At 73.6% G+C, this 21,837-nt stretch carries 19 protein-coding genes; 9 read left to right on the top strand and 10 right to left on the bottom strand.

The features are described from left to right. Positions 1–84 precede the first annotated feature (84 nt). Positions 85–933 (top strand): helix-turn-helix transcriptional regulator, encoded by an 849-nt coding sequence (locus O1G21_RS28775; protein ID WP_270147745.1) that lies wholly within the window; start codon positions 85–87, stop codon positions 931–933. Positions 934–1,001: 68 nt separating this feature from the next. Here the strand turns inward: O1G21_RS28775 and O1G21_RS41460 are convergent, their stop codons facing one another. From O1G21_RS41460 to O1G21_RS28755, 4 genes are all read right to left on the bottom strand, one after another. Then, positions 1,002–1,715, bottom strand: a complete 714-nt coding sequence (locus tag O1G21_RS41460; protein WP_333493504.1) for a ricin-type beta-trefoil lectin domain protein — start codon at positions 1,713–1,715, stop codon at positions 1,002–1,004. A 271-nt stretch (positions 1,716–1,986) separates the two neighbouring features. Beyond that, the gene (locus tag O1G21_RS28765) at positions 1,987–3,762 is read right to left on the bottom strand and encodes a DEAD/DEAH box helicase (RefSeq protein ID WP_270147744.1); all 1,776 of its coding nucleotides are present in this window, start codon (positions 3,760–3,762) and stop codon (positions 1,987–1,989) included. A gap of 171 nt (positions 3,763–3,933) precedes the next feature. Further along, positions 3,934–4,137 (bottom strand): cold-shock protein, encoded by a 204-nt coding sequence (locus O1G21_RS28760; protein WP_270147743.1) that lies wholly within the window; start codon positions 4,135–4,137, stop codon positions 3,934–3,936. Between the two features lie 303 nt (positions 4,138–4,440). After that, complete coding sequence (locus O1G21_RS28755) at positions 4,441–6,627, bottom strand: MMPL family transporter (RefSeq protein WP_270147741.1); 2,187 nt, start codon at positions 6,625–6,627, stop codon at positions 4,441–4,443. Positions 6,628–7,060: 433 nt separating this feature from the next. On the opposite strand from O1G21_RS28755, the gene O1G21_RS28750 reads away from it, so the two are divergent. The 3 genes from O1G21_RS28750 to O1G21_RS28740 all read left to right on the top strand — a co-directional run bounded on the left by O1G21_RS28750 (position 7,061) and on the right by O1G21_RS28740 (position 10,032). Further along, positions 7,061–7,954: a phosphotransferase enzyme family protein gene (locus O1G21_RS28750; protein ID WP_270147740.1), complete on the top strand. Its 894-nt coding sequence runs from the start codon at positions 7,061–7,063 to the stop codon at positions 7,952–7,954. Between the two features lie 171 nt (positions 7,955–8,125). Then, on the top strand, positions 8,126–9,151 hold the full coding sequence (locus O1G21_RS28745; protein ID WP_270147739.1) for a polysaccharide deacetylase family protein: 1,026 nt from the start codon (positions 8,126–8,128) through the stop codon (positions 9,149–9,151). 74 nt (positions 9,152–9,225) lie between these two features. Beyond that, positions 9,226–10,032 carry a DUF1963 domain-containing protein gene (locus O1G21_RS28740; RefSeq protein ID WP_270147737.1) on the top strand — a complete coding sequence of 269 codons (807 nt, stop codon included), beginning with the start codon at positions 9,226–9,228 and terminating at the stop codon, positions 10,030–10,032. 4 nt (positions 10,033–10,036) lie between these two features. Here the strand turns inward: O1G21_RS28740 and O1G21_RS28735 are convergent, their stop codons facing one another. Together O1G21_RS28735 and O1G21_RS28730 are read right to left on the bottom strand one after the other, a co-directional pair. Next, a complete protein-coding gene (locus O1G21_RS28735; protein ID WP_270151323.1) occupies positions 10,037–10,501 on the bottom strand; it encodes a GNAT family N-acetyltransferase in 465 nt (154 codons plus the stop codon). A 2-nt stretch (positions 10,502–10,503) separates the two neighbouring features. Next, positions 10,504–11,238, bottom strand: a complete 735-nt coding sequence (locus O1G21_RS28730; protein WP_270147736.1) for an exonuclease domain-containing protein — start codon at positions 11,236–11,238, stop codon at positions 10,504–10,506. A gap of 135 nt (positions 11,239–11,373) precedes the next feature. On the opposite strand from O1G21_RS28730, the gene O1G21_RS28725 reads away from it, so the two are divergent. From O1G21_RS28725 to O1G21_RS28715, 3 genes are read left to right on the top strand one after another with little or no spacing between them, the layout of a single operon-like run. Further along, entirely contained in the window at positions 11,374–11,649 is a 276-nt protein-coding gene (locus O1G21_RS28725; RefSeq protein ID WP_270147734.1) for a hypothetical protein, read from the top strand. Continuing rightward, a complete protein-coding gene (locus O1G21_RS28720; RefSeq protein WP_270147732.1) occupies positions 11,646–11,858 on the top strand; it encodes a PIN domain-containing protein in 213 nt (70 codons plus the stop codon). The genes O1G21_RS28725 and O1G21_RS28720 overlap by 4 nt, the downstream gene beginning before the upstream one ends. Before the next feature lie 19 nt (positions 11,859–11,877). Beyond that, positions 11,878–12,069: a type II toxin-antitoxin system VapC family toxin gene (locus tag O1G21_RS28715; RefSeq protein ID WP_270147730.1), complete on the top strand. Its 192-nt coding sequence runs from the start codon at positions 11,878–11,880 to the stop codon at positions 12,067–12,069. 64 nt (positions 12,070–12,133) lie between these two features. Here the strand turns inward: O1G21_RS28715 and O1G21_RS28710 are convergent, their stop codons facing one another. From O1G21_RS28710 to O1G21_RS28695, 4 genes are all read right to left on the bottom strand, one after another. After that, a complete protein-coding gene (locus O1G21_RS28710; RefSeq protein ID WP_270147729.1) occupies positions 12,134–14,080 on the bottom strand; it encodes an ABC transporter permease in 1,947 nt (648 codons plus the stop codon). A gap of 64 nt (positions 14,081–14,144) precedes the next feature. Then, a complete protein-coding gene (locus tag O1G21_RS28705; RefSeq protein WP_405000730.1) occupies positions 14,145–14,894 on the bottom strand; it encodes an ABC transporter ATP-binding protein in 750 nt (249 codons plus the stop codon). 79 nt (positions 14,895–14,973) lie between these two features. Continuing rightward, positions 14,974–15,438, bottom strand: a complete 465-nt coding sequence (locus O1G21_RS28700; RefSeq protein WP_270147726.1) for a GNAT family N-acetyltransferase — start codon at positions 15,436–15,438, stop codon at positions 14,974–14,976. Between the two features lie 60 nt (positions 15,439–15,498). Next, positions 15,499–16,773 (bottom strand): SAV2148 family HEPN domain-containing protein, encoded by a 1,275-nt coding sequence (locus O1G21_RS28695; RefSeq protein ID WP_405000729.1) that lies wholly within the window; start codon positions 16,771–16,773, stop codon positions 15,499–15,501. A 384-nt stretch (positions 16,774–17,157) separates the two neighbouring features. On the opposite strand from O1G21_RS28695, the gene glgX reads away from it, so the two are divergent. Continuing rightward, positions 17,158–19,305 carry a glycogen debranching protein GlgX gene (gene glgX / locus O1G21_RS28690; RefSeq protein WP_270147725.1) on the top strand — a complete coding sequence of 716 codons (2,148 nt, stop codon included), beginning with the start codon at positions 17,158–17,160 and terminating at the stop codon, positions 19,303–19,305. A 71-nt stretch (positions 19,306–19,376) separates the two neighbouring features. Beyond that, positions 19,377–21,836: a malto-oligosyltrehalose synthase gene (gene treY / locus O1G21_RS28685; RefSeq protein ID WP_270147724.1), complete on the top strand. Its 2,460-nt coding sequence runs from the start codon at positions 19,377–19,379 to the stop codon at positions 21,834–21,836. Position 21,837: the final 1 nt, after the last annotated feature.

The following is a 21,837-nucleotide window of genomic DNA, read 5'->3' as shown; positions in this document are numbered from 1 at the left end:
TCGCGATCAAGCCTGCCGCCGGGGCCCGGACGGCAGCAGTGCGTGGGGATACTGGTAGTTCGACCACCAGGAAGGACGGGGGACATGGACGAGTCGGAGGAGCGCCGCACGGAGCTGTCGAGCTTCCTGCGCAGCCGTCGGGCCCGGTTGACGCCGCAGGAGGTGGGCCTGGCGCCGGGGGTGCGGCGGCGCACGCCGGGGTTGCGGCGGGAGGAGTTGGCGTTGCTGGCCGGGGTGGGGGTGACCTGGTACACGTGGCTGGAGCAGGGGCGGGACATCCACCCGTCGCCGGAGGTGCTGGCGAGTCTGGCCCGGACGCTGCGGCTGGACCGGGCTGAGACCGCGTACCTGTTCCGGCTGGCGGGCAGCCATCCGCTGGACGGGGAGGTGGGCGCGCCCGCGGAGGTCCCGGCGGCGCTGCTGCGGCTGATGCACGCGCAGTGGCCGGCGCCGGCCTGGGTGATGGACGCCAACTGGGACGTGCGGGCGTGGAATCCGGGCGCGGACGCGCTGTTCGAGCTGTCGGGCCGGCCGCCGCAGGAGTGCAACCTGGCCTGGGTGGTGTTCGGAAACCCGTTGCACCGCAGTCGGGTTGAGCACTGGGAGGAGCACGCCCGGCGTTTCCTGGCCCAGTTGCGGGCGGCGTACGCGGAGCGCGGCGGGGAGGCGACGGCGGTGGGCCGGCACCTGGGCCGGATGATCCAGCACGTGCGGGCCGAGCATCCGGAGGCGGACCGCTGGCTGGCCGAGCACCAGGTCGCGGAGCGTTCGGGGGCCGAGAAGGTGGTGCGGCACGAGGAGTTGGGCGAGCTGCGGATCGACCAGCACGTGCTGCTGGCCGCCGAGGGGCTGCAGCTGATCGTGATGTCGCCGCGTGACGCGGAGACGGCGGAGCGGCTGCGCCGGCTGGCCCCGACGGCCGCCGCGGTGTAGCCGCACGGAACGAAGACGGCCCGCCGCCCGGCGCGAAAGCCGTGCGGCGGGTCCTACTTGACGTGTAATCAGGTCGGCAGGTTCCACTTCTGGTTGGCGGCGCCGTTGCAGTCCCAGATGCCGAGCTGGTTGCCGTTGGCGGTGGAGAAGCCGAGGTCGTCCAGGCAGCGGCCGGACTGCGGGTTGAGCAGCGAGCCGTCGGCGCGGGCCTGCCACTGCTGGGCGCCGGTGCCGTTGCAGTCCCAGAGCTGGACCATGGTGTGGTTGGCGGTGCCGCCGCCGGAGACGTCCATGCACTTGCCGAGGGCGCGGATGGTGCCGTCGACGCCTATCCGCCACTTCTGCGCCACGGTGCCGTTGCAGTCGTAGATCTGGACGGGGGTGCCGTTGCGGATGTTGGCGCCCTGCACGTCGACGCACTTGCCGACGTAGCCGGTGATCTGGCCGGTGGGGCCGGCCGGCGGCGTGGCGCCCATGATGACGTGCGGGAACATCACGCTGTCGCCGTAGCTGCAGGCCGCGGAGACGCTGCCGTCGCCGATCGCCAGGCCGCCGATCGCGGGCCGCGAGAACTGCACGGTGTGGGTGGAGTTCCAGTAGTAACAGGTGGCGCCCACGGACCAGGTCTGCATCGGGTCGAGGCCGCTGCAGCTGCCGACGGCGCTCCAGCCCGCGACGAAGGCGCCGCAGGAGGGTGCGGCCTGGGCGGCGGTGGCCGGTGCGGCCAGGGCGGCGGCCCCTGCGAGCAGGGCGGTGGTCAGCAGGGCGGAGGTTCGGCGCATCGGGAGTGTGGTCCTTCCGGATCGGCGAATCACGTCAACTCGACACCTGCGGCGGTTTGGTGACTGTGCGACAGATGTGTGGGTCGCGTAAAAGAATCCGGTCTGGACGGTCCGCCGTCAAGCGCTGGTTCAAGGCGAGCGGCAACGGATTCACGCCAGCTGCCGACACCGGTCGGATCGAGCCGGGCCGGGAACGCGGAACGGGCCCCGCCCTCCCCCGTGGTGGGGGAGGTCGCGGAGCCCGTTCGGCGGGAGTCGCCCTCGGCGGCCGTCAGTCGAACTTGCGGCGCTGGCGCCCGGTGCCGTAGTTGGCGCCGGACTTGGAGCCGCTGCCCGGCCGGGCCCGGCCGGAGGAGCGGCCGATGAACCCGGCGGCCTGCGGCCGCTCGCCCTGGCCGGCCGCGCCGAGGCGCTGCTTGGGGCGCGGGCGGCGCGGGTTGCCGTTCATGTCGACGTCGGTGGGCAGGCCGGAGCGCTTGCCGGAGCGGCGGCGCGGGCTGCCCGACTTGCCCTCGGCGGCCTTGCCGTCGGCGGTGACCGGGGCGGCCGGCTGGGCGGCGGCCGGGACGGCCAGCGCGACCGGGACGCCGCTGGGGGTGCGGGCGCCGGTGATCCGGGCCAGGTCGGCGTCGCCGGGGCGGATCTTGGTGACGGTGGGGCGGATCCCGGCGACCGTCATCAGCCGGTTGACCTCGCGGCGCTGCTCGGGCAGCACCAGGGTGACGACCGTACCGGACTCGCCGGCCCGGGCGGTGCGGCCGCCGCGGTGCAGGTAGTCCTTGTGGTCGATCGGCGGGTCGACGTTGACGACCAGGTCGAGGCCGTCGATGTGGATGCCGCGGGCGGCGACGTTGGTGGCGATCAGCGCGGTGACCTCGCCGTCGCGGAACTGGTCCAGGACCCGGTTGCGCTGCGGCTGGGACTTGCCGCCGTGCAGCGCGGCCGCCATCACGCCGGTGGCGCGCAGCTGCTTGGCGAGCCGGTCGGCGCCGTGCTTGGTGTGCACGAACATGATCACGCGGCCGTCGCGGGAGGCGATGTGGGCGGTGGCGGAGGCCTTGTCGGCGGGCTCCAGCTGCAGGACGTGGTGGTCCATGGTGGTGACGGCGCCGGCCGAGGGGTCGACCGAGTGGGTGACCGGGTCGGCCAGGAAGCGCTTGACCAGCCGGTCGACGTTGCGGTCCAGGGTCGCGGAGAACAGCATCCGCTGCCCGCCCTCGGCGACCTGCTCCAGCAGCTTGCTGACCTGCGGGAGGAAGCCCATGTCGGCCATCTGGTCGGCCTCGTCGAGGACGGTGATGGCGACGTCGGACAGGTTGACGTCACCGCGCCCGATCAGGTCGTCCAGCCGGCCGGGGGTGGCGACCAGCACCTCGGTACCGCGGCGCACCGCGTTGGCCTGCCGTCCGATGCCCATGCCGCCGACGACGGTGGTGATCCGCAGGTTGACCGCGGTGGCGTACGGGGTGAGCGCCTCGGTGACCTGCTGGGCGAGCTCGCGGGTGGGTACCAGGACGAGCGCCAGCGGGTGCCGGGCGTCGGCGCGGCGCCCGGCGGTGCGGGCGAGCAGCGGCAGGCCGAAGGCCAGGGTCTTGCCGGAGCCGGTGCGGCCGCGGCCGAGGACGTCGCGCCCGGCGATCGAGTCGGGCAGGGTGGCGGCCTGGATCGGGAACGGCTCGGTGACGCCCTCGCGGGTGAGCGCGGACAGGATCGCCTTGGGCAGGTCGAGCTCGGCGAAGGAGGCCGCCGGCGGCCGGGCCGGGGTGCCCTCGACGACGGTGAAGTCGGCGGGCTCCGGGACGGCGGTGCGGGTGGCCTTGGCGGCGCCGGTCTTCGGGGCGCCGGTGCGGTTGCGCGGCTTGCGGGCGCGGTCGGCGCCGTCCACGGCGCGGCGGGCGCGCTCGGGGTTGTCCCCGGTGCGGCGCGGGCGGCCGGTGCGGCCCTGGTCGGTGGCACGGTCACCGGATCGGTCGGTGGCGCGGTCGGCCGACCGGGTGGTGGTGCGGTCGGTGGCGCGGTCGCGGGGCGTGCGGGCAGGGGTGGTCACGGGGTCTCCGTCCGTCGGTCGGCAGCCCGCGGTCGCGGACTGGTCGGCCGTCGTCTGGGAGTGCGCCGCCCCGGCCGTACGGCGGCATGGACGAGGGCCCGCACCGTCGAGCGATGCGGGCCCCCGCTTCACGAGATCAGAGTCGATCGCGCGTCAGCGTCGAGGCTGACGTCAGATGACGCGGATGTTCTCGCCCTGCGGGCCCTTCTGGCCCTGGGTGACGTCGAACTCGACGCGCTGGCCCTCGACGAGCTCACGGAAGCCCTGGGCGACGATGTTCGAGTAGTGGGCGAAGACGTCCGGGCCGCCGCCGTCCTGCTCGATGAAGCCGAAGCCCTTTTCGCTGTTGAACCACTTCACGGTGCCGGTAGCCATAACCGTCTCCTCCTATTGGGGCATCAGGGATTCACACCTCGTGAATCCCCAAGTAGCCGCGATCCCCATCCGGAGACTGAAACACCGGACAAAACAAATGCGCCTGTTGGTTGGTACCAGCAGGCGCACACACACGTTCATGGGAACCAAAACTGCAACTGCTTCGACTGTAGCACGGTCGCACCGCGACTGACCGGGGACTTTTGTGCCCGGCAGATCACGTTTGCCGCCCCCGGAAAACGGGGAGCGGCGCCCCGCCGGAGCGGGGCGCCGCCTGTCGTTCAGCCGGTGTTCAGACCTTGATCAACGCCGGCCGACCGGCTCCGGCGGCAGGGTGGCGCCGACCCGCGCGGCCGGGCCCTCGCCGTGGCCCTTGGCGTCGCCGTGGCCGGGCCACCAGGCGCGGCGGCCGAGCATGGCGGTGAGCGCCGGGGTGAAGAACATCGCCATCACGAAGGCCGCGATGATGATGCCGATCGCGATCGAGAAGCCCATCTCGCTCATCATCGTGTTGCCGGCCAGCAGCATGGTGCCGAAGGTCGCGGCCAGGATGAAGCCCGCCGCGGCCACCGTCGGGCCGCCGTGGCGGATGGCCTGGCTCGCCGCCTCGCGGGGGTCGCGGCCCTCGCGGGCCTCCTCGCGCAGTCGGGCGATCATCAGGATGTTGTAGTCGGTGCCGATCGCGACCACGAACAGGTAGATCAGGATCGGCAGCATGAACATCAGACCGGTCTCGCCCTTGATGTTCTGGAACACCAGGGTGGTGGCACCGAGGGTGGCGCCGAAGCCGAGGCCGACCGAGGCCATCAGGTACCACGGGGCGACCACGCTGCGCAGCAGCAGGCCGAGGATGACCATGATCAGCACCGCGGCGATCGGGAAGACCAGCCTGTAGTCGTGGGCCATCGCCGTGTTGATGTCCTTGTACACGGAGCTGGTGCCGGAGACGTAGGCCTTGGTACCGGCGGGCGCCTGGTCGTGGGCGACCTTGCGGACCCGGTCGATGGTGTCGATGGCCTTGTTGCTGGACGACTCGTCCTTCAGCACGACGGTGACGTCGACGGTGAGCCCGTCCTTGCTGATGCCGCGCTCCGCGTTCGGCATGGCGGAGGTGGCCACGCCGTCGACCTTGCCCAGGTCGGCCACGTAGCCCTGGAGCGCGTTGAGGTCGATCTTGCTGCCGTTCTCGCTGGTGACGAGGACGTGGGCGGGGTCGGCGGCGCCGGCCGAGTAGGCCTTGATCATGGTGTCCTGGACGACCATCGACTCCTTGTCCTTCGGCATGGAGCTGCCGGCCATGTCGAAGGTGCCCTTGTAGCCGAGGGCGGCGACCGCGAGGCCGACCATCACCAGGCCGGAGACCAGGGCGGCGGCGACCGGACGGCGGCCGACGCCGCGGCCGATGGCGGCGAAGCGGGCGTTCGAGGGCTCGCGCTGCCAGGCCTTGGAGGGCCAGAACAGGACCTTCTGGGGGATCAGGCAGAGGATCGCGGGCACCAGGGTGACCGAGGCGAGCGCGGTGACGCCGACGGCGATGGCCAGCGCCGGGCCGAGTGCCTTGAACATGCCGAGGCTGGACAGCACGAGCACCGAGAAGGCGACCACGACGGCGCCGGCGGCGGAGGTGATGGCCTCGCCGACCCGACCGACCGCATTGGCCACGGCCTCCTTGCGGTTGTCCCCGGCCCGCAGCCGCTCGCGGTAGCGGAACATCAGGAACAGGAAGTAGTCGGTGCCGACGCCGTAGAGCACGACGGTGAGGATCTGCGAGATCGAGCTGTCGGCCTTGAGGCCGAACCAGTCGGTCGCGAAGCCGATCAGACCGGTGGCGACCATCGAGTAGATGATCACCGAGAGCACCGGCAGCAGCGCGACGAGCGGGCTGCGGAAGATGATCCCGAGCGTGAGCAGGATGATCACGACCGTGCCGAGCCCGATCAGCATGCCCGCCGTGTTGCTGGAGTCCTTCTGGTCCAGCATGGTCGCGGCCGGACCGCCGACCTGGTACTTCAGGTTGGTGCCGGCGGCGAGTTCCTTGCCGTCGTCGCGAAGCTGCTTCGCGGCGTCGGTGAACTCGTCCGACTGCATCTTGGACTTGTCGATGGAGACCAGCGCCATCGCGTACTTGTGGTCCTGGGAGTACGAGCCCGTCTTGTCGGAGACCGGGAGGACCTGCTCGACGAGCGGGATCTTCTTGTCGGCCAGGCCCTGGGTGATCTTGTCCATGGCGGCCTGGTCGCCGGCGTCCAGCCGGCCGCCGTCGTTGCGCTCGAAGAGCAGCAGCGCGGACGGCGACTTCTCGGACGGGAAGGCCTTCTGCTGGAGGTCCGTCGCCTGGATGGACTCGTAGTGCTTGGGCAGGAAGGCCGACTCGTCGGTGTTGGTGGTCAGCGCGGGAGCGGATCCGATGATCGCGACCGCGGCGATCAGCCACGCGCCGATCACCCACCAGGCGCGGCGGACGACGAAGTGTCCTAGTCGGTGGAACATGCTCGATGCCTCCTGGGCATGGTTCACCGCAGCCCTTGGGGGACGGGACGCTGGGCGACGGCAGGACCGGACGGCGGACGCATCGGCGTCCCCTAGCCGGTCGGCAGGTAAGTAGGTCTGGGCGTCATCCTACGAGTACGTGCTTGCCGCTCGGCAAGGAGCCCCCGTTGTCCAACCCCCGTTGCGGGCCGCCCCCGAAGCGGCCCCGACCCAGTCTCTCCCGGCCGCCACCCCGTTGACCTCGTGCTCCGGGTGGAGTCTCCTCCCCCTCAGGGTGGAGCCCGCCCCCTACCTCCGAGGAGGAGGCGTCAGGGTCCCGGGGTAGGGGAAAACCCCGCCCCCGTCCGTGCGCCGTCCCGTACGCCGCCGGGTGCGCCATGATGATCTCCGTCCGGAGTCCTCCGGAGGAACGACGGCGGAACGGAGCCCAGCCATGATCCCCTTCGACGAGGGCCGCGCCCGGCTGCTGCTCGCCCACGCCTGCGAGTCCGCCGGACTGCCCGGCCCGGGTGACGCCCGGCTGCTCGCGCTCGGCGAGAACGCCGTCTTCGACCTCGGTGACCCGGCCGTGGTCGCCAAGGTCGGCCGCGGCCCCGAACTGTACGACCGGGCGCACCGCGAGCTGACCGTCGCGCACTGGCTGGCCGGGCAGGACGTCCCGGTGGTCCGCCCGTACGGGGCGGTGCCGGCCGAGCCGCAGCTGGCCGACGGGCACCCGGTCACCTTCTGGCACCGGCTCGCCCCCGCCGTCCGCCCGGCCCGCCCGGCCGACCTCGCCCCGCTGCTGCGGGCCCTGCACCGACTGCCGCTGCCGCCCTTCCCGGTCGGCCGGCGCGACCTGCTGGCGCCGGTCGAGCGCTGGCTGGCCTCCGCCGAGGGGCAGGTCGACCCGGCGGACGTCGCCTTCCTGCGCCACCGCCGGGACGCCTTCGAGGCCGCCCTGCCCGACCTCGTGCCGCAGCTGCACCCCGGGGTGATCCACGGGGACGCGCTGCCGCGCAACGTCCACGTCGGCCCGGACGGGCCGGTGCTGCTCGACCTGGAGAACGTCTCGCACGACCTGCGCGAGCACGACCTGGTGGTACTCGCGCTCAGCCACGACCGCTACGGCGTGCCGGGCGAGGAGTACCGGGCGTTCACCGAGGCGTACGGCTGGGACGTGCGGGACTGGCCCGGCTTCGCGGTGCTGCGCGGGGCCCGGGAGACGGCCAGCGCCTCCTGGGTCGCCCAGCAGGCGGCCGGGAACCCGGCGGCGCTCGCGGAGTTCGGCCGCCGGGTCGCCTCGCTCCGCGAGGGGGCCACCGACGTGCGGTGGTACCCGTTCTGACGGCGCCCGGATACCCGTTCCGAACGGCGGACGCCAATCCGGTCGAGTGTGAGAAGACTCTTAGGACGGATCGGTCCGGCCGGCAACCGGGACACGTACGATCGGCGTCCTATCGCACAGTCATCCTGACCGAGGGATCGGCACCCGTCTCGCCCCTCAGGAGCCGCCGTCATGCACCGGACCGCCACCCGCCGCCGCCCGTCGCTTCCGACTCTCCCGATCCGTCCGTCCCGTCCGGGCGCGGGCCGCGGTCGGCTGATCGCGGGCTGCATCGCGGTGGCCGCCGTCCTGGGGCTGTCCGCGTGCGGCGCCGCCAGCGGGGCGCTGCAGCCGAGCACCAACGCCGCCGCCCCCGACACCGGCTCGACGCAGCAGCCGCAGCCGACCGGCAGCGGGGCCACCACCAGCGCGCCCGCCCCCGGCTCGGACGCCGCCACCGGCTCCGGCCCGACCGCGCCGCCGGCCACCGCGAAGCCGCGCACGCCCACCGCGCCGACCGGCTCCCCGGTCGGCTCCCCGCCCACCGGCACGCCCGCGGCGCCGCCCACCGGCACGCCCGCGGCGCCGCCCGCCGCACCGCCCGCCCACACCGGGACGGCGACCAAGGTGATCGGCTCCACCGCCTCCGGCGGCCGCACCGTCGCGCTCACCTTCGACGACGGCCCCGGCCCGGCCACCGGCCAGATCCTCGACCTGCTCGCCCAGTACCACGTCAAGGCCACCTTCTGCGAGATCGGCCAGAACGCCGCCGCCAACCCGGCCCTGGTGAAGCGGGTGCTGGCCGAGGGTCACCGGCTCTGCGACCACAGCGTCCACCACCCGCAGCCGTTCGAGAAGCTCCCCCACGACAAGGCGGTGTACGAGATCGGCGCCGCCCACGACATGATCGTCAAGGCCGGCGGGCCGGGCACCCAGGTCAGCTGGTTCCGCGCACCGGGCGGCGGCTTCACGGCGGACAACGAGCACATCGCGGCCGGTCTCGGGATGTCCTCGCTCGGCTGGTCCGTCGACCCGCGCGACTGGGCCCGTCCGGGCGTGCCCGCGATCGTCTCCACCGTGCAGAGCCAGCTCAAGCCCGGCGGGGTGATCCTGATGCACGACGGCGGCGGCGACCGCAGCCAGACCGTGGCCGCGCTCAAGCAGCTGCTGCCCTGGCTGATCGCCCAGGGTTACACCTTCGACTGCCCCGCCGCGTAACGGAGTTGGGCCCGGGCCCGGTCGAACGACCGGGCCGCACCGGGGAGTTCGACCGGGCCCTAAGCTGGGGCACCGTGACCGATCTTCCACCCGGCCCCGCCGAACTCGTCGCCGCGGTACCCGGGCTCGCCCGCTACCTCCGGCCCGCCACCCTGCTGCACCCGTACGCCGCGCAACCCGCACCGGGGGCGAGCGGCATCGGCGGCCCGGCCCGGTGGCCGGGCGGCGAGCCCTGGTCGCACTGCACCGCCCGGCACCCGGAGGAGGACGACCGGATCCCCCACCCGGACCCCGAACTGCGGGCCGTCCCGACGGCCCTGGTCCCGCTCGCCCGGATCCGCGCCGAGGACGCGCCGCACCTGCCCTGGCCGGAGGGCACCGACCTGCTCCAGGTGCTCTGGTGCCCCAACGACCACGACGACATCCAGGGCGAGCGCTACTACTACGGCCCCGCCGTCGAACTCCACTGGCAGCGCGCCGCCGAACTCGCCCCCGCCACTCCCCCGCCGCCCCGGCACAGCGAGGAGGAGTACCTGCCGCAGCCGTGCGCACTGCGCCCCGAACAGCTCCTCGACCTGCCCGACCGCGACGAACTGCCCGAGGAACTCGCCCGCGCCGTCGCCGAGTTCACCCGACGGCAGGGCCTCGAGTACGAGCGGGACCGGGGCCGCGCGGACGGCTGGAAGCTGGGTGGCTGGCCGTCCTGGCACCTCACCGACCTCGTCCCGATCGACTGCGGGCGGTGCGGCGAGCGGATGAACCATCTGCTCACCGTGGAGAGCGGCGACGACCCGGACCTGTCCGTCGGGCGGCACGGCGAACTGCACGTGTTCGTCTGCCCGGTGGACGTGGCGCACCCGGTGGGGCTCGACCTGCAGTAGCGGGTCAGGTGACGCGCAGCCGGTAGACCTGGCGGGAGCCGCCCTCCGGTCCGGGTTCTGCGGGCTCGGCCGGGGTGAAGCCCAGCCGCTCGTAGAACACCCGGGCACCGCTGGACACCGCACCGGGGTGGTCCGCGCCGAAGGTCACCACCTCGACGGTGGCCGGGGCGCGGACCCGGTGGCGGCACAGCGCGTCCTCGACCAGCGCCCGGCCGACGCCGGTGCCCCGGGCGCGCTCGGCCACCACCAGCCAGTGCAGGTGGTGCAGCGGGGGCGTGCCGCCGAACAGCAGGCCGCCGAGCAGGCCCCGGTCGTCCTCGGCGACGCTCGCGCGCCCCCGTTCGACGGACCGCTCCACCGCGCGGTGGAAGCCGGGTTCGGCCACCATCGGGCCGAACCAGTGCTCGACCTCGGCGGCCAGGGCGAGGAAGCCGGGCAGGTCCCCGGGGCGGGCCGGGCGTACGGTCACCGTCATGCGGTCAGTCCCGGCGGCTCCTGGTCCGTCGGCCGGGACGGCCAGCGCGGATCCACCACCGCCAGCGGGTCCTTGCCGCGGCGCAGCCAGGCCTGCAGGCCCTCGGCCCACTCCCGGTACCAGCCGATCTGCCGCCCGTGCAGTTCGGCCGGCGCCACCGCCCCCACCTCGGCCGGGTAGCGCCCGGCCAGCGCGACGGCGACCCGTACGGCGGCCAGCGCGTCGCTGCCCGCCTCGTGGGCGTCCGTCAGCTCCACGCCGTACACCTCGCACACCCGCTGCAGGGTGCGCGAGCCCTTGCGGTACTTGTCCACGGCCCGGTCGATCACCAGCGCGTCCAGCACCGGCCCGACCGGCCCGCCGAGCCGCTCGGCGAGCGTGGGCAGCCCGTACCGCCGCAACTCGGCGTCGAGCAGCGACAGGTCGAACGGCGCGTTGAACGCCACCACCGGCCGCCCGTCCGCGATCCGCGCGCACAGCGCCGCGGCTATCTCCTCCACCGCCTCCTTGGCCTGCCGCCCCCTGCTGCGCGCCACCGCGTCCCCGATCCCGTGGATCGCCTCCGCCTCGGCGGGGATCGGCACCCCGGGATCGAGCAGCCAGTTGGCGGCCTCCACCCGGACGGCGCCGACCGTGTCCACGAGCGCGGCCGTGACGATGCGGTCCACGGCCGGGTCGGTGCCCGTGGTCTCCAGGTCGAAGCCGACCAGTGGCTGCTGCCACCAGCTCATCAGGTGTGTCCTTCCGTCCTCCAGCGAAACAGCCCCTATCATCACCCGCCCCACCGACAACGGGGCCGCTGGGGGAGCCGATCGCGGGTCCGGCGGGCCTAGGCTGTTCCTCGGACCCACGCGAAGGAGTCGGCCATGAGCACTGCCCCGAATCCGCCCGCGCCCCCTCGTCGGCCCGACGAGCCGCATCCGCTGCGAACGATCAGAGAGATTCGCGGATCACTGCCCGAGAACCAGGTCAAGCACTTCGACGCTGAACTCGCCGACACCGACCTCGACGCACTGCCCGCAATGCTGCATCGCTGGGCGACCCTGGGGACCGACGGATTCCTGGACTTCCTCCTGTCGACGCCCTTCGAGGGTCTGGAGTTCGGGGCGCGCTCCTACGACGACGAGGAAGACCCCGAATGACCTACCTGCTGGACACCAATGTGGTCGCCGAACTCACGACTCGGCCGAAACCCGCTCCCGCTGTCGTCGAATGGGCTGACTCCATCCCCGCCACGGAGTACTACCTCAGCGTCATCACCGTCGCGGAGATCGAAGCGGGCGTAGCAGCCGCCCCGGATCCGGTTCGCCGAGCCGCGCTCGATCGGGTCCTCAACGGCATTTCGGGCTGAGTACCAGGGAGGGATCGCGGTGATCGGCGAACGGGAAGCCGCCGCCTACCTGGCCGTTCACCGTCGACTCAAGAGCGCTGGGACATCCATCGACCCGCCCGATGCGTTGATCGCGGCCACGGCCATCGCGAACGGTTGGACGCTCGTCAGCCGCAACGTCAGGCACCTGTCCCGGACCGGTGCGGCTGTGCTGAATCCGTGGGAGTACTGATGGTTCGCCATGCAGCCTGCCCCGGCCGCTGAATGCGGCCGGGGCAGGCCTGTCCACATACGCCCTACCGCGCCGCCGCCGGGCCGGTCAGGGCGAGGCGGCTGGGCAGGACGCTGGCCGTCACGGCGAGGGCGAGGCAGAGGGCCGCGCCCGCGCCGAGGGGGAGCCAGGGCAGGTGGAGTCCGACGCTGGTCTGCCCGGCCAGGACGCGGTGGTTGAGCAGGGCGGTGGTGCCGTACTGGGTGAGTGCGGTGACGGCGAGGGCCAGGACGGCGGCGGTGGCCACGACCAGGGCGGCTTCCAGGGCGACCATCTGCAGGACCTGGCGGCGCACCGTTCCGGCCAGGCGCAGCACGGTGAAGTCGCGGCGGCGGTCGGCGGCGCTCATCACCATGGTGTTGACGATGGCGATCAGGGCGTAGAGCAGGGCGGGGCCGAGGATGGTGGTGGTGGCGATCCAGGCGTAGTGCGCGCCCGGGTCGGGTCCGGGGTGGTGGGCGTCGGTGAGCGTGCCGCCGAGCCGGTCGGCGGGTTCGGCGCTGAGGTGGACGGCGCCGGGGCGGGCGCCGTCGAGGTGGCCGGCGGCGGCGTCGCCGCTGAGCAGGATCTCGTCGAGGCCGAGCTGGGTGCGGTAGAGCAGGACGAGCCGGAGGCTGGCGAGGGTGCCGTCGGGCAGGCGCAGGTTGACCTGGTCGCCGAGCTTCCAGCCGTGGCCGCGGGCCTGGTCGGTGGAGGCGGCGAGGGTGGCGCCGCGCAGGTCGGCGGCGGTGCCGTCGACGGCGGGCAGGGTCCAGGCGGTGGCGAGGTCGCCGTCGACGACGGTGGCGGCGGACGGGACGGTGGCGGGTGAGTCCTCGCCGTGGTCGTCGAAGGCGGTCCGGTCGGCGCCGAGGCCGGTGACCACGGTGGAGGTGGTGGCGGTGGCGTGCAGCCCGGGCTGAGCTGCGGTGAGCCGGCGGGCGGCGTCGGCGGGCAGCGGGGCGTCGCCGGGGCGCAGCAGGTAGCGGGCGGCGGCGGTGGCCTTGTTCTGGGCGGTCATGGCGTCGGCGAAGGCGGCGGTGGAGCCGATCACGGTGCCGGTGAGCGCGATGGTGAGGAAGGCCGGGGTGGCGGTCGAGACGGTGCGGCGCACGGCGGTGAGCGCGTTCTGCCGGGCGAGCAGCGGGGCGGCGGCGGTGGCGCGGGCGAGCGGGGCGCTGAGCAGTCGGACCAGCGGCGGGACGACGACGGGCGCGAACAGGGCGATCGCGGTGATGGTGAGCAGGTCGGCGCCGAGCACCCACTGGGAGGCGAGCTGGGGGTCGTCCGGCTGGTCGCCGGGGGCGGGTGGCATGGTGGCCGCGGAGAGGTAGTAGGAGACGGTGCCGCCGAGGGCGAGCAGCCCGAGCAGGGCGAAGGCCCAGCGCGGTCGGGTCATCACCTTGCGGTCGACGGCGGCGTCGCCGAGTGCCTCGACGGCGCGCACCCGCCCCGCTCGGACGGCGGCGGTGACGGCGCCGAGCAGGGCGACCAGCAGGCCGACGGCGGCGGCGAGCAGCATCGGTCCGGCGGCGGGCCGGGCGGTGAAGCCGTCGGGGGCGGCGCCTCGGGCGACCAGCCAGGCGGCGAGGGCGGGGGCGCCGGGCAGGGAGAGCAGGCAGCCGCTGACGGCGGAGGCGAGGGCGACGAAGGCGGCCTCGCCGGTGATCAGCCAGACGATCTGGCGGGGCGTGGCGCCGACGGCGCGCAGCATCGCGATCTCCTGGCGGCGCTGGGCGACGGCGAAGGCGAAGGTGCCGGCGACGACGAAGACGGCGACGAAGGCGGCCATCGCGGAGGTGAACTGGAGCACCTTGTGCAGGGAGGGCGCGCCGAGCGGGGAGTCGTCCCCGGCGGTGTCGTCGAGCAGGCTGCCGGTGGTGGCGACCAGGGTGACGCCGAGGGTGAGGGCGACGTAGGAGCCGGCGAAGGCGGCCTGGCGGCGGCGCAGGCTCGCGGCGGCGACGGGCAGCAGGGTGCCGAGGGAACTCATGCGCCCGCCTCGCTGCGCTCGGCGGGGGCATTCGCCCACGCGCACCTCTCGATGATTCGCTCGCTCATGCGACGGTCTCCAGGGCGGTCATCCGCTCGGCGACCTGCTGGGCGGTGGGGTGGGGCAGGTCGTCGACGATCCGGCCGTCGGCGAGGAAGAGGACGCGGTCGGCGTAGGAGGCGGCGACCGGATCGTGGGTGACCATGACGGTGCTCTGGCCGTCGCGGTCGACCAGGTCGCGCAGCAGGGTGAGCACGTCGCGGCTGCTGGAGCTGTCGAGGGCGCCGGTGGGCTCGTCGGCGAACAGCATCCGGGGCTTGGTGATGAGGGCGCGGGCGATGGCGACGCGCTGCTGCTGGCCGCCGGAGAGCTGGGAGGGCAGGTGGCCGGTGCGTTCGCCGAGGCCGACCTGGGTGAGGGCGCGCCGGACCTCGGCGCGGTCGGGGCGGCGCCCGGCCAGGCGCAGCGGCAGGCCGACGTTCTGTTCGGCGGTGAGCGCGCCGACCAGGTTGAACGCCTGGAAGACGAAGCCGAGTCGCTGCCGGCGCAGGACGGTCAGCTCGGTCTCGGTCAGCCCGGCGAGGTCGGTGCCGTCCAGGACGACCCGGCCGCTGTCGGGGCGGTCGAGGCCGGCGCCGCACTGCAGCAGGGTGCTCTTGCCGGAGCCGGAGGGGCCCATCACGGCGGTGAAGCTGCCGCGGTCGAAGGTGACGTCCACCCCCCTGAGCGCCCGTACGGCCTCCGGGCCGGTGCCGTAGGTGCGGTGTACGTCTTCGAGGCGCAGCACGGCCCCGTCATCCCCCGTGATCTTCACGGGAGCTACACCTACCACGGGTGCGATCACCGTGACCAGCCGACTTGGGCGAATCGTTACTGCGCTTGATGACCGTGCGTCAGGCGGCGGGCTCGCGGGCGGGGCGGTGCATGGTGACGTCGATCGGGTCCTCGTGGACGACCGCGAAGCCGTGCCGTTCGTACAGCCGCTGGGCGGCGCTGCCCTGGAGGACGACGAGGCGCATCGGTTCGCCGGCGGCGTCGGCGTCGGCGAGGAGGTGGCGCAGGACGGCGGTGCCGAGGCCGCGGCCCTGGAGGTGCGGGGCCAGGTAGAACAGCTCCAGGTGGCGCCCGCCCCGCTCGTCGGGGCGGATCGTGACGCAGCCCGCGAGGGCGCCCTCGACCAGCAGCACGGAGGTGTGGCGGGTGGAGAAGGACTTCCGGACGCGTTCCCGGGAGCGCTCCCGGTCCCAGCGGCCGAGGCGTTCCAGGTCGGCGCGCATGACCTGGGCCTTGAGCTCGACGATGGGTTCGAGGTCCTCGGGGCCGGCGGGTTCCAGGGTCCAGGTGGGGAGGCTGTTCACGGCCCGCAGTGTTCCATCGCCGACAGGACCCTGACCAGCGGTCATCTCACGATGCGAGCCTCACGACACGTTCCGGGAATCGGCCCAGACCCCCTCGAACTCCTCGCGGTAGACCTCCAGCAGCCCCGGCTCGGTGCCGCCGGGCTGCTGGCCGGCTCCGCCGCGCAGGACGAGCGCCGGGGACTCCATGCCCCGGGAGCGGCGCAGGTAGGGCTGGATGACGCCGAGGTCGCGGCTCTGTCGGCGGCCGGCGACCGGGCCGGTGGGGCGGGGGCCCTCGACCAGGTAGGCGGTGAAGCGCGGGGTCTCGTCGAAGACCCGGATCTCGAAGCCGCCCTGGTCCCGCAGCCGGGCCCGGACCCGGCGCACGTGCATGATGTTCATCTCGATGGAGCGGGACAACTCGCTGCGGGAGAGCCCGAGTTCACGCTCGCGGCGGCGTACGGCGCTGCTCGCCGGGTTGAGGAACAGCAGCCGCACCCGGCAGCCCTCGCCGGCGAGGCGGACCAGGCGCTTGCCGGTGTAGTTCTGGCAGAGCATGCCGAGGCCGATGCCGAGGGCGTCCAGGCGCCGGGCGCCGTCGAGCAGGTCCTCGACGGGCAGGTCGCGCTGCAGCCGGACCCGGTCGGCGTGCACCGCGACCACGTCCGCGTAGCGCCCGGCGACCAGGGACTCCACCACGTCGGCGGGCACCCCTCCGGCGCCGCCGTCGAGGACGGCGAGCAGCCGGGCGGCGGCGCGTTCGGTCTGGGCGAGCACGGTCTGGGTGAGCACCCGGTTGCGGGAGACCACGTGCCGGGCCACCTCGAGTTCGTCCAGGGCGAGTTCGATCTCGCGCCGGTCGGCGAGGTAGGGCTCGAAGCAGGGCCAGTGCTGGACCATCAGTTCGCGCAGCTGGGGCAGGGTGAGGAAGACCAGCGGGTCGTCGTCGGCCGGGTCGAGCAGGTAGCCCTTGCGGCGGCTGACCTCGCGCACCGCGCCCGCCCGGTGGGCCCATTCCTCGCCGGCCGGTCCGGCGGCGGCGGTGACCCAGTCCTCGCCGTGGGCGGGGGCGTAGATGGGGTGGAGCACCTCGTCGACGAGGGAGCGCAGCCGCTGTTCGACCAGGTTGAGCCAGACGTAGGCACGGCCGGACAGCCGGACCCGCTGGTAGGCGTCCTCCCATTCGCCGGCCGACCAGGCGAGCGCGGGGACCTCGACGGGGCCGCTCTGGGCCGGCACCAGGGCGCGGCCGGTCATGGTGGGGCGCATGACGACCGTGGGCGCCTCGCTGCGGGCACCGCCCCGGTCGGGGCCGTCGGGCCCGGAGCCACGGCCGCCAGCGGGGAACACCATGCACCACCTCATCTGCGGCTGACCCCCGCGGGCGCGGGGACCGTTGACGGGCCGTTGACAAGCATCGGGTCGGCCGGGGCGGCCGGACGATCAAGGGTACTGCCCGTCGCGAGCCGCCCGCAGCCGGATGGACGAGGGGGCTCGCGCGCACCACCCGCCCCACTCTTCACAGGATTCGCCACTGGACACCCGTTCGGGGTAACCCCGGCGCTATCTCCCGGCCGTCGGGGAAGGGCTCGGGAAGTATTGCGGGCTGTGCCGTGCGTCACGGCGCGCGAGCGTCGCACATGCGCGGCCGCCCGGCCGGGAAGAGAGCGCACGGGTCCGGGCAGATAGTCGGACTACATGTCAGTTTCCGTACGCCATGAGGAAGTTGAGGACGTCATGCAGGTCTGGCCCGGTAAGCCCTACCCCCTCGGCGCCACCTACGACGGGGCCGGCACCAACTTCGCGGTGTTCTCGGAGAGTGCCGACCGGATCGAACTGTGCCTGATCGGCGAGGACGGCTCGGAGACCGCCGTCGAACTGCGCGAGACGGACGCCTTCGTCCGGCACGCCTACCTCCCGGGCGTCCAGCCCGGCCAGCGCTACGGCTTCCGCGTGCACGGCCCGTACAACCCGGGCCTGGGCCAGCGGCACAACAGCGCCAAACTGCTGCTGGACCCGTACGCCAAGGCGATGAGCGGCCACATCGACTGGGACGAGTCCGTCTACGGCTACCACTTCGGCGCGCCCGAGCGCCGCAACGACCTCGACTCCGCCCCGCACACCATGCACTCGGTGGTGATCAACCCCTACTTCGACTGGGGCACCGACCACCCGCCGCGCACCGACTACCACCGCACCGTCATCTACGAGGCCCACGTCAAGGGCCTCACCCAGCTGCACCCCGGCATCCCCGAGGAGATCCGCGGCACCTACGCGGGCCTGGCCCACCCGGCGGTGATCGAGCACCTGGCCAAGCTCGGCGTCACCGCGATCGAGCTGATGCCGGTCCACCAGTTCGTCCGCGACCACCGGCTGCGCGACCTTGGCCTGGCCAACTACTGGGGCTACAACACCATCGGCTTCTTCGCCCCGCACTCCTCCTACTCCTCCGGCGGCGACCGCGGCCAGCAGGTGCAGGAGTTCAAGTCGATGGTCAAGGCGCTGCACGCGGCCGGCATCGAGGTGATCCTGGACGTCGTCTACAACCACACCGCCGAGGGCAACCACCTCGGGCCGACGCTGTCGCTGCGCGGCCTGGACAACGTCTCCTACTACCGCCTCGCCCAGGACCAGCGCTTCTACGAGGACACCACCGGCACCGGCAACAGCCTGCTGATGCGCAGCCCGCACGTGCTCCAGCTGATCATGGACTCGCTGCGCTACTGGGTCACCGAGATGCACGTGGACGGCTTCCGCTTCGACCTCGCCGCCACCCTGGCCCGGCAGTTCCACGAGGTGGACCGGCTGTCCTCGTTCTTCGACCTGGTCCAGCAGGACCCGGTGGTCTCCCAGGCCAAGCTGATCGCCGAACCCTGGGACCTCGGCGAGGGCGGCTACCAGGTCGGCAACTTCCCACCGCTGTGGACGGAGTGGAACGGCATGTACCGGGACACCGTGCGCGACCTGTGGCGCGGCGAGAACGCCACCCTGGCCGAGTTCGGCTCCCGGCTCACCGGCTCCTCCGACCTCTACCAGGACGACGGCCGCCGCCCGATCGCCTCCATCAACTTCGTCACCTGCCACGACGGCTTCACCCTGCGCGACCTGGTCTCCTACAACGACAAGCACAACCAGGCCAACGGCGAGGACAACCGGGACGGCGAGTCCTTCAACCGCTCCTGGAACTGCGGCGTCGAGGGCCCGAGCACCGACCCGGCCGTCGAGGAGCTGCGAGCGCGCCAGCAGCGCAACTTCATCGCCACCCTGATGCTCTCCCAGGGCGTGCCGATGCTCTCCCACGGCGACGAGCTCGGCCGCACCCAGCTGGGCAACAACAACGCGTACTGCCAGGACAACGAGCTCACCTGGGTGCACTGGCCCGAGGGCGAGGGGCCGGAGGCGCGGCTGCTGGAGTTCACCCAGGGGATGATCTGGCTGCGCCGCGACCACCCGGTGTTCCGGCGGCGGCGGTTCTTCCACGGACGGCCGGTGTCCGGGCGGCACGGCTCGGGGGCCCTCCCCCCGAACGGCTACGACGACCTCACCGACATCGCCTGGTTCACCCCCGGCGGGGAGGAGATGACCAAGCGCAACTGGGGCGCCAGCTACGCCAAGTCGCTGACCGTCTTCCTGAACGGCTACGCCATCTCCGAGCCGGACCGGCGCGGCGGGCGGATCGTCGACGACTCCTTCCTGCTGATGTTCAACGCCCACTTCGAGCCGCTGGAGTTCACCGTGCCGGCCGACCACGGGCAGGAGTGGCAGGTCGTGGTCGACACCGCGCAGCCCCGGCTGCCCGCCCCCGGCTCCGGCGCGCGGGTCAAGGCGGGGGACGTGCTGTGGCTCACCGACCGCTCGCTGATGGTGCTGCAGCGACCGGCCTAGCGGATGTGCGCTCACCTGTTCGGATCAGCAGCGGGTCTTGGCGGCAGGCCTGGCCGGGTACCTATGGACCTATGACCTCCGCCGCCGAGCCCGCGCAGCCCCGCCCGGCCGCTACCCACCCGACCCCGCCCCCCACCGCGTCCTACCGCCTCCAGCTCCAGCCCGGCTTCACCCTCCACCACGCCACCGCCGCCGTCCCCTACCTGGCCGCCCTCGGCGTCTCCCACCTGCACCTGTCCCCGCTGCTGGAGGCCGCCCCCGGCTCCGCCCACGGCTACGACACCGTCGACCACACCCGGATCAGCGAGCAGCTCGGCGGCGAGGCCGCGCTGCGCGCCCTGGCCGCCGAGGCGCACCGGCACGGCCTGCGGCTGATCGCCGACGTGGTGCCCAACCACATGGCCGTGCCCGTCCCCGAGCGGCTCAACCAGCCGCTCTGGCAGGTGCTGCGGGACGGGCCCGACTCGCCGTACGCGCGCTGGTTCGACATCGACTGGACCGCCCAGCCCGGCCCCACCGACGCCCCCGGGCGCGGGAGAGTGCTGCTGCCGCTGCTCGGCGACCGGCTCGGCGCCGTCCTGGACCAGCTGACCGTGGACGGCGAGCGGCTGCGCTACCACCAGCACGAGCTGCCGCTGCGCCCGGGCACCCAGCACCTGCCGCTGCCGGACCTGCTCGCCCGCCAGTGGTACCGGCTGGCCTGGTGGCGCCTCGCCCGCACCGAACTCAACTACCGGCGCTTCTTCACCATCAACGAGCTGATCGCCGTCCGGGTCGAGGAGCCGGAGGTCTTCGCCGCCACCCACGCCGTGCTGCTCGGGCTGCACGCCGACGGTGTCCTGGACGGCTTCCGGATCGACCACCCGGACGGGCTCGCCGACCCGCGCGGCTACCTGGAGCGCCTCGCCGAAGCCACCGGCGGCGCGTACGTCGTGGTCGAGAAGATCCTCACCGGCGAGGAGCGGCTGCCCGAGGACTGGCCGGTCGCGGGCACCACCGGCTACGACGCGCTGCGCCGGATCGACGGCGTGCTCACCGACCACGCGGGCGCCTGCCGGCTGGCCGGGGCGTACGAGTCCTTCCTGCGCGGCGGGCCGGTCCGCGACCTGTGCCAGGACCCGCACCCGGCGATCGCCGCCGCCCGGCGCGGGCGGGCCGACATGACCGGGCCCGGCGGCGAGCTGACCGCCGAGGTCGAACGGCTGGTCCGGATCGCGCTGCGGATCGGCGCCGCCGAACCCGCCCACGCCGACCACGCGCCCTGGCAGCTGCGCGCGGCGCTGCGGCGGCTGCTCACCGACTACCCGGCGTACCGGCCGTACGTGCGGCCCGGGGAGCCCGCCTTCGACGACCCGCTGCAGGCCACCGGCTCGCTCGGCGCGGACGGCACTGCGGACCCGACCGAGCGCCTGGTCGCCGCGCTCGCCCTCGGCGAGCTGGGGCGCAGCGCCGACAAGGACGAGTTCTGCGTGCGCTTCGCCCAGACCGCCGCGGCCGTGGCCGCCAAGGGCGTCGAGGACACCGCCTTCTACCGCTGGAACGCCCTGCCCGGCCTCAACGAGGTCGGCGGCGAACCGGCCCGGCCCGGGCTGCACCCGGCGGAGTTCCACGACTGGTGCCGCTACCTGGAACGCACCTGGCCGCACAGCATGACGGTGCTCTCCACCCACGACACCAAGCGCAGCGCCGACGCCCGGGCCCGGCTCGCCGTCCTCGCCGAGCAGCCCGAGGCCTGGGCCGCCGAGGCCGCCGCCTGGTCCACCGCCGCCGGGCCCCCGGCCCCCGGCCTCGACCGCGACGCGGACTGGCTGCTCTGGCACACCCTGGTCGCCGCCTGGCCGATCTCCCCGGACCGGCTGGTCGCCGCCCTGCTCAAGGCCGCCCGCGAGGCCAAGCTGCACACCTCCTGGACCGCCCCCGACGCCCGTTACGAGCAGGCCCTGGAAGCGCGGGCCCGCGCCGTCCACGGCAACGCCGGGCTGCTCCCCCGGATCGAGGGCCTGGTGCACGCGCTCGCCCCGTACGCCCGCTCCAACACCCTGGCCGCCGCCCTGCTGCACCTGACCGTCCCCGGCGTGCCGGACCTGTACCAGGGCAGCGAGGAGCCGCTCTACACCCTGGTGGACCCGGACAACCGCGGCGTGGTGGACCTCGGCGCGCTGGCCGTGCGGCTCACCGACGCGGCCACCCCGCGCCCCGGCGACCTCGCCCGGGAGAAGCTGCACCTGACCGCGACCGCCCTGCACCTGCGCCGCTCCGGCCCGCTCGGCGCCTACCGGCCACTGCGGGCCGTGGACCTCGCCAGTGACCACCTGCTGGCCTTCGCCCGGGGCGAGGACGTCGTCACCGCCGTCACCCGGCTGCCGTACGGGCTGGCCCGGGCGGGCGGCTGGCGGGACACCGTGCTGGAGCTGCCGGCCGGCGGCCCGTGGACCGACCGGCTGTCGCTGCGCGGCTTCCCGGCCGGAGCGGTGCCGGTGGCGGAGCTGCTGGCCACGTACCCGGTGGCACTGCTGACCAGGAGGGGCTGAG

This window comes from Kitasatospora cathayae, from assembly GCF_027627435.1.
Taxonomy (GTDB): domain Bacteria; phylum Actinomycetota; class Actinomycetes; order Streptomycetales; family Streptomycetaceae; genus Kitasatospora; species Kitasatospora cathayae.
Note: the sequence above shows the minus strand (reverse complement) of the source record. Positions and strands in the feature narration are given on the sequence as shown.

Excerpts from the sequence above, each read along its gene's own strand:
- O1G21_RS28775 (WP_270147745.1), top strand. The coding sequence starts at position 85 with ATGGACGAGTCGGAGGAGCGCCGCACGGAGCTGTCGAGCTTCCTGCGC.
- O1G21_RS41460 (WP_333493504.1), bottom strand. The coding sequence starts at position 1,715 with ATGCGCCGAACCTCCGCCCTGCTGACCACCGCCCTGCTCGCAGGGGCC.
- O1G21_RS28760 (WP_270147743.1), bottom strand. The coding sequence starts at position 4,137 with ATGGCTACCGGCACCGTGAAGTGGTTCAACAGCGAAAAGGGCTTCGGC.
- O1G21_RS28755 (WP_270147741.1), bottom strand. The coding sequence starts at position 6,627 with ATGTTCCACCGACTAGGACACTTCGTCGTCCGCCGCGCCTGGTGGGTG.
- O1G21_RS28750 (WP_270147740.1), top strand. The coding sequence starts at position 7,061 with ATGATCCCCTTCGACGAGGGCCGCGCCCGGCTGCTGCTCGCCCACGCC.
- O1G21_RS28745 (WP_270147739.1), top strand. The coding sequence starts at position 8,126 with ATGCACCGGACCGCCACCCGCCGCCGCCCGTCGCTTCCGACTCTCCCG.
- O1G21_RS28730 (WP_270147736.1), bottom strand. The coding sequence starts at position 11,238 with ATGAGCTGGTGGCAGCAGCCACTGGTCGGCTTCGACCTGGAGACCACG.
- O1G21_RS28725 (WP_270147734.1), top strand. The coding sequence starts at position 11,374 with ATGAGCACTGCCCCGAATCCGCCCGCGCCCCCTCGTCGGCCCGACGAG.
- O1G21_RS28720 (WP_270147732.1), top strand. The coding sequence starts at position 11,646 with ATGACCTACCTGCTGGACACCAATGTGGTCGCCGAACTCACGACTCGG.
- O1G21_RS28710 (WP_270147729.1), bottom strand. The coding sequence starts at position 14,080 with ATGAGTTCCCTCGGCACCCTGCTGCCCGTCGCCGCCGCGAGCCTGCGC.
- O1G21_RS28695 (WP_405000729.1), bottom strand. The coding sequence starts at position 16,773 with ATGGTGTTCCCCGCTGGCGGCCGTGGCTCCGGGCCCGACGGCCCCGAC.
- glgX (WP_270147725.1), top strand. The coding sequence starts at position 17,158 with ATGCAGGTCTGGCCCGGTAAGCCCTACCCCCTCGGCGCCACCTACGAC.
- treY (WP_270147724.1), top strand. The coding sequence starts at position 19,377 with ATGACCTCCGCCGCCGAGCCCGCGCAGCCCCGCCCGGCCGCTACCCAC.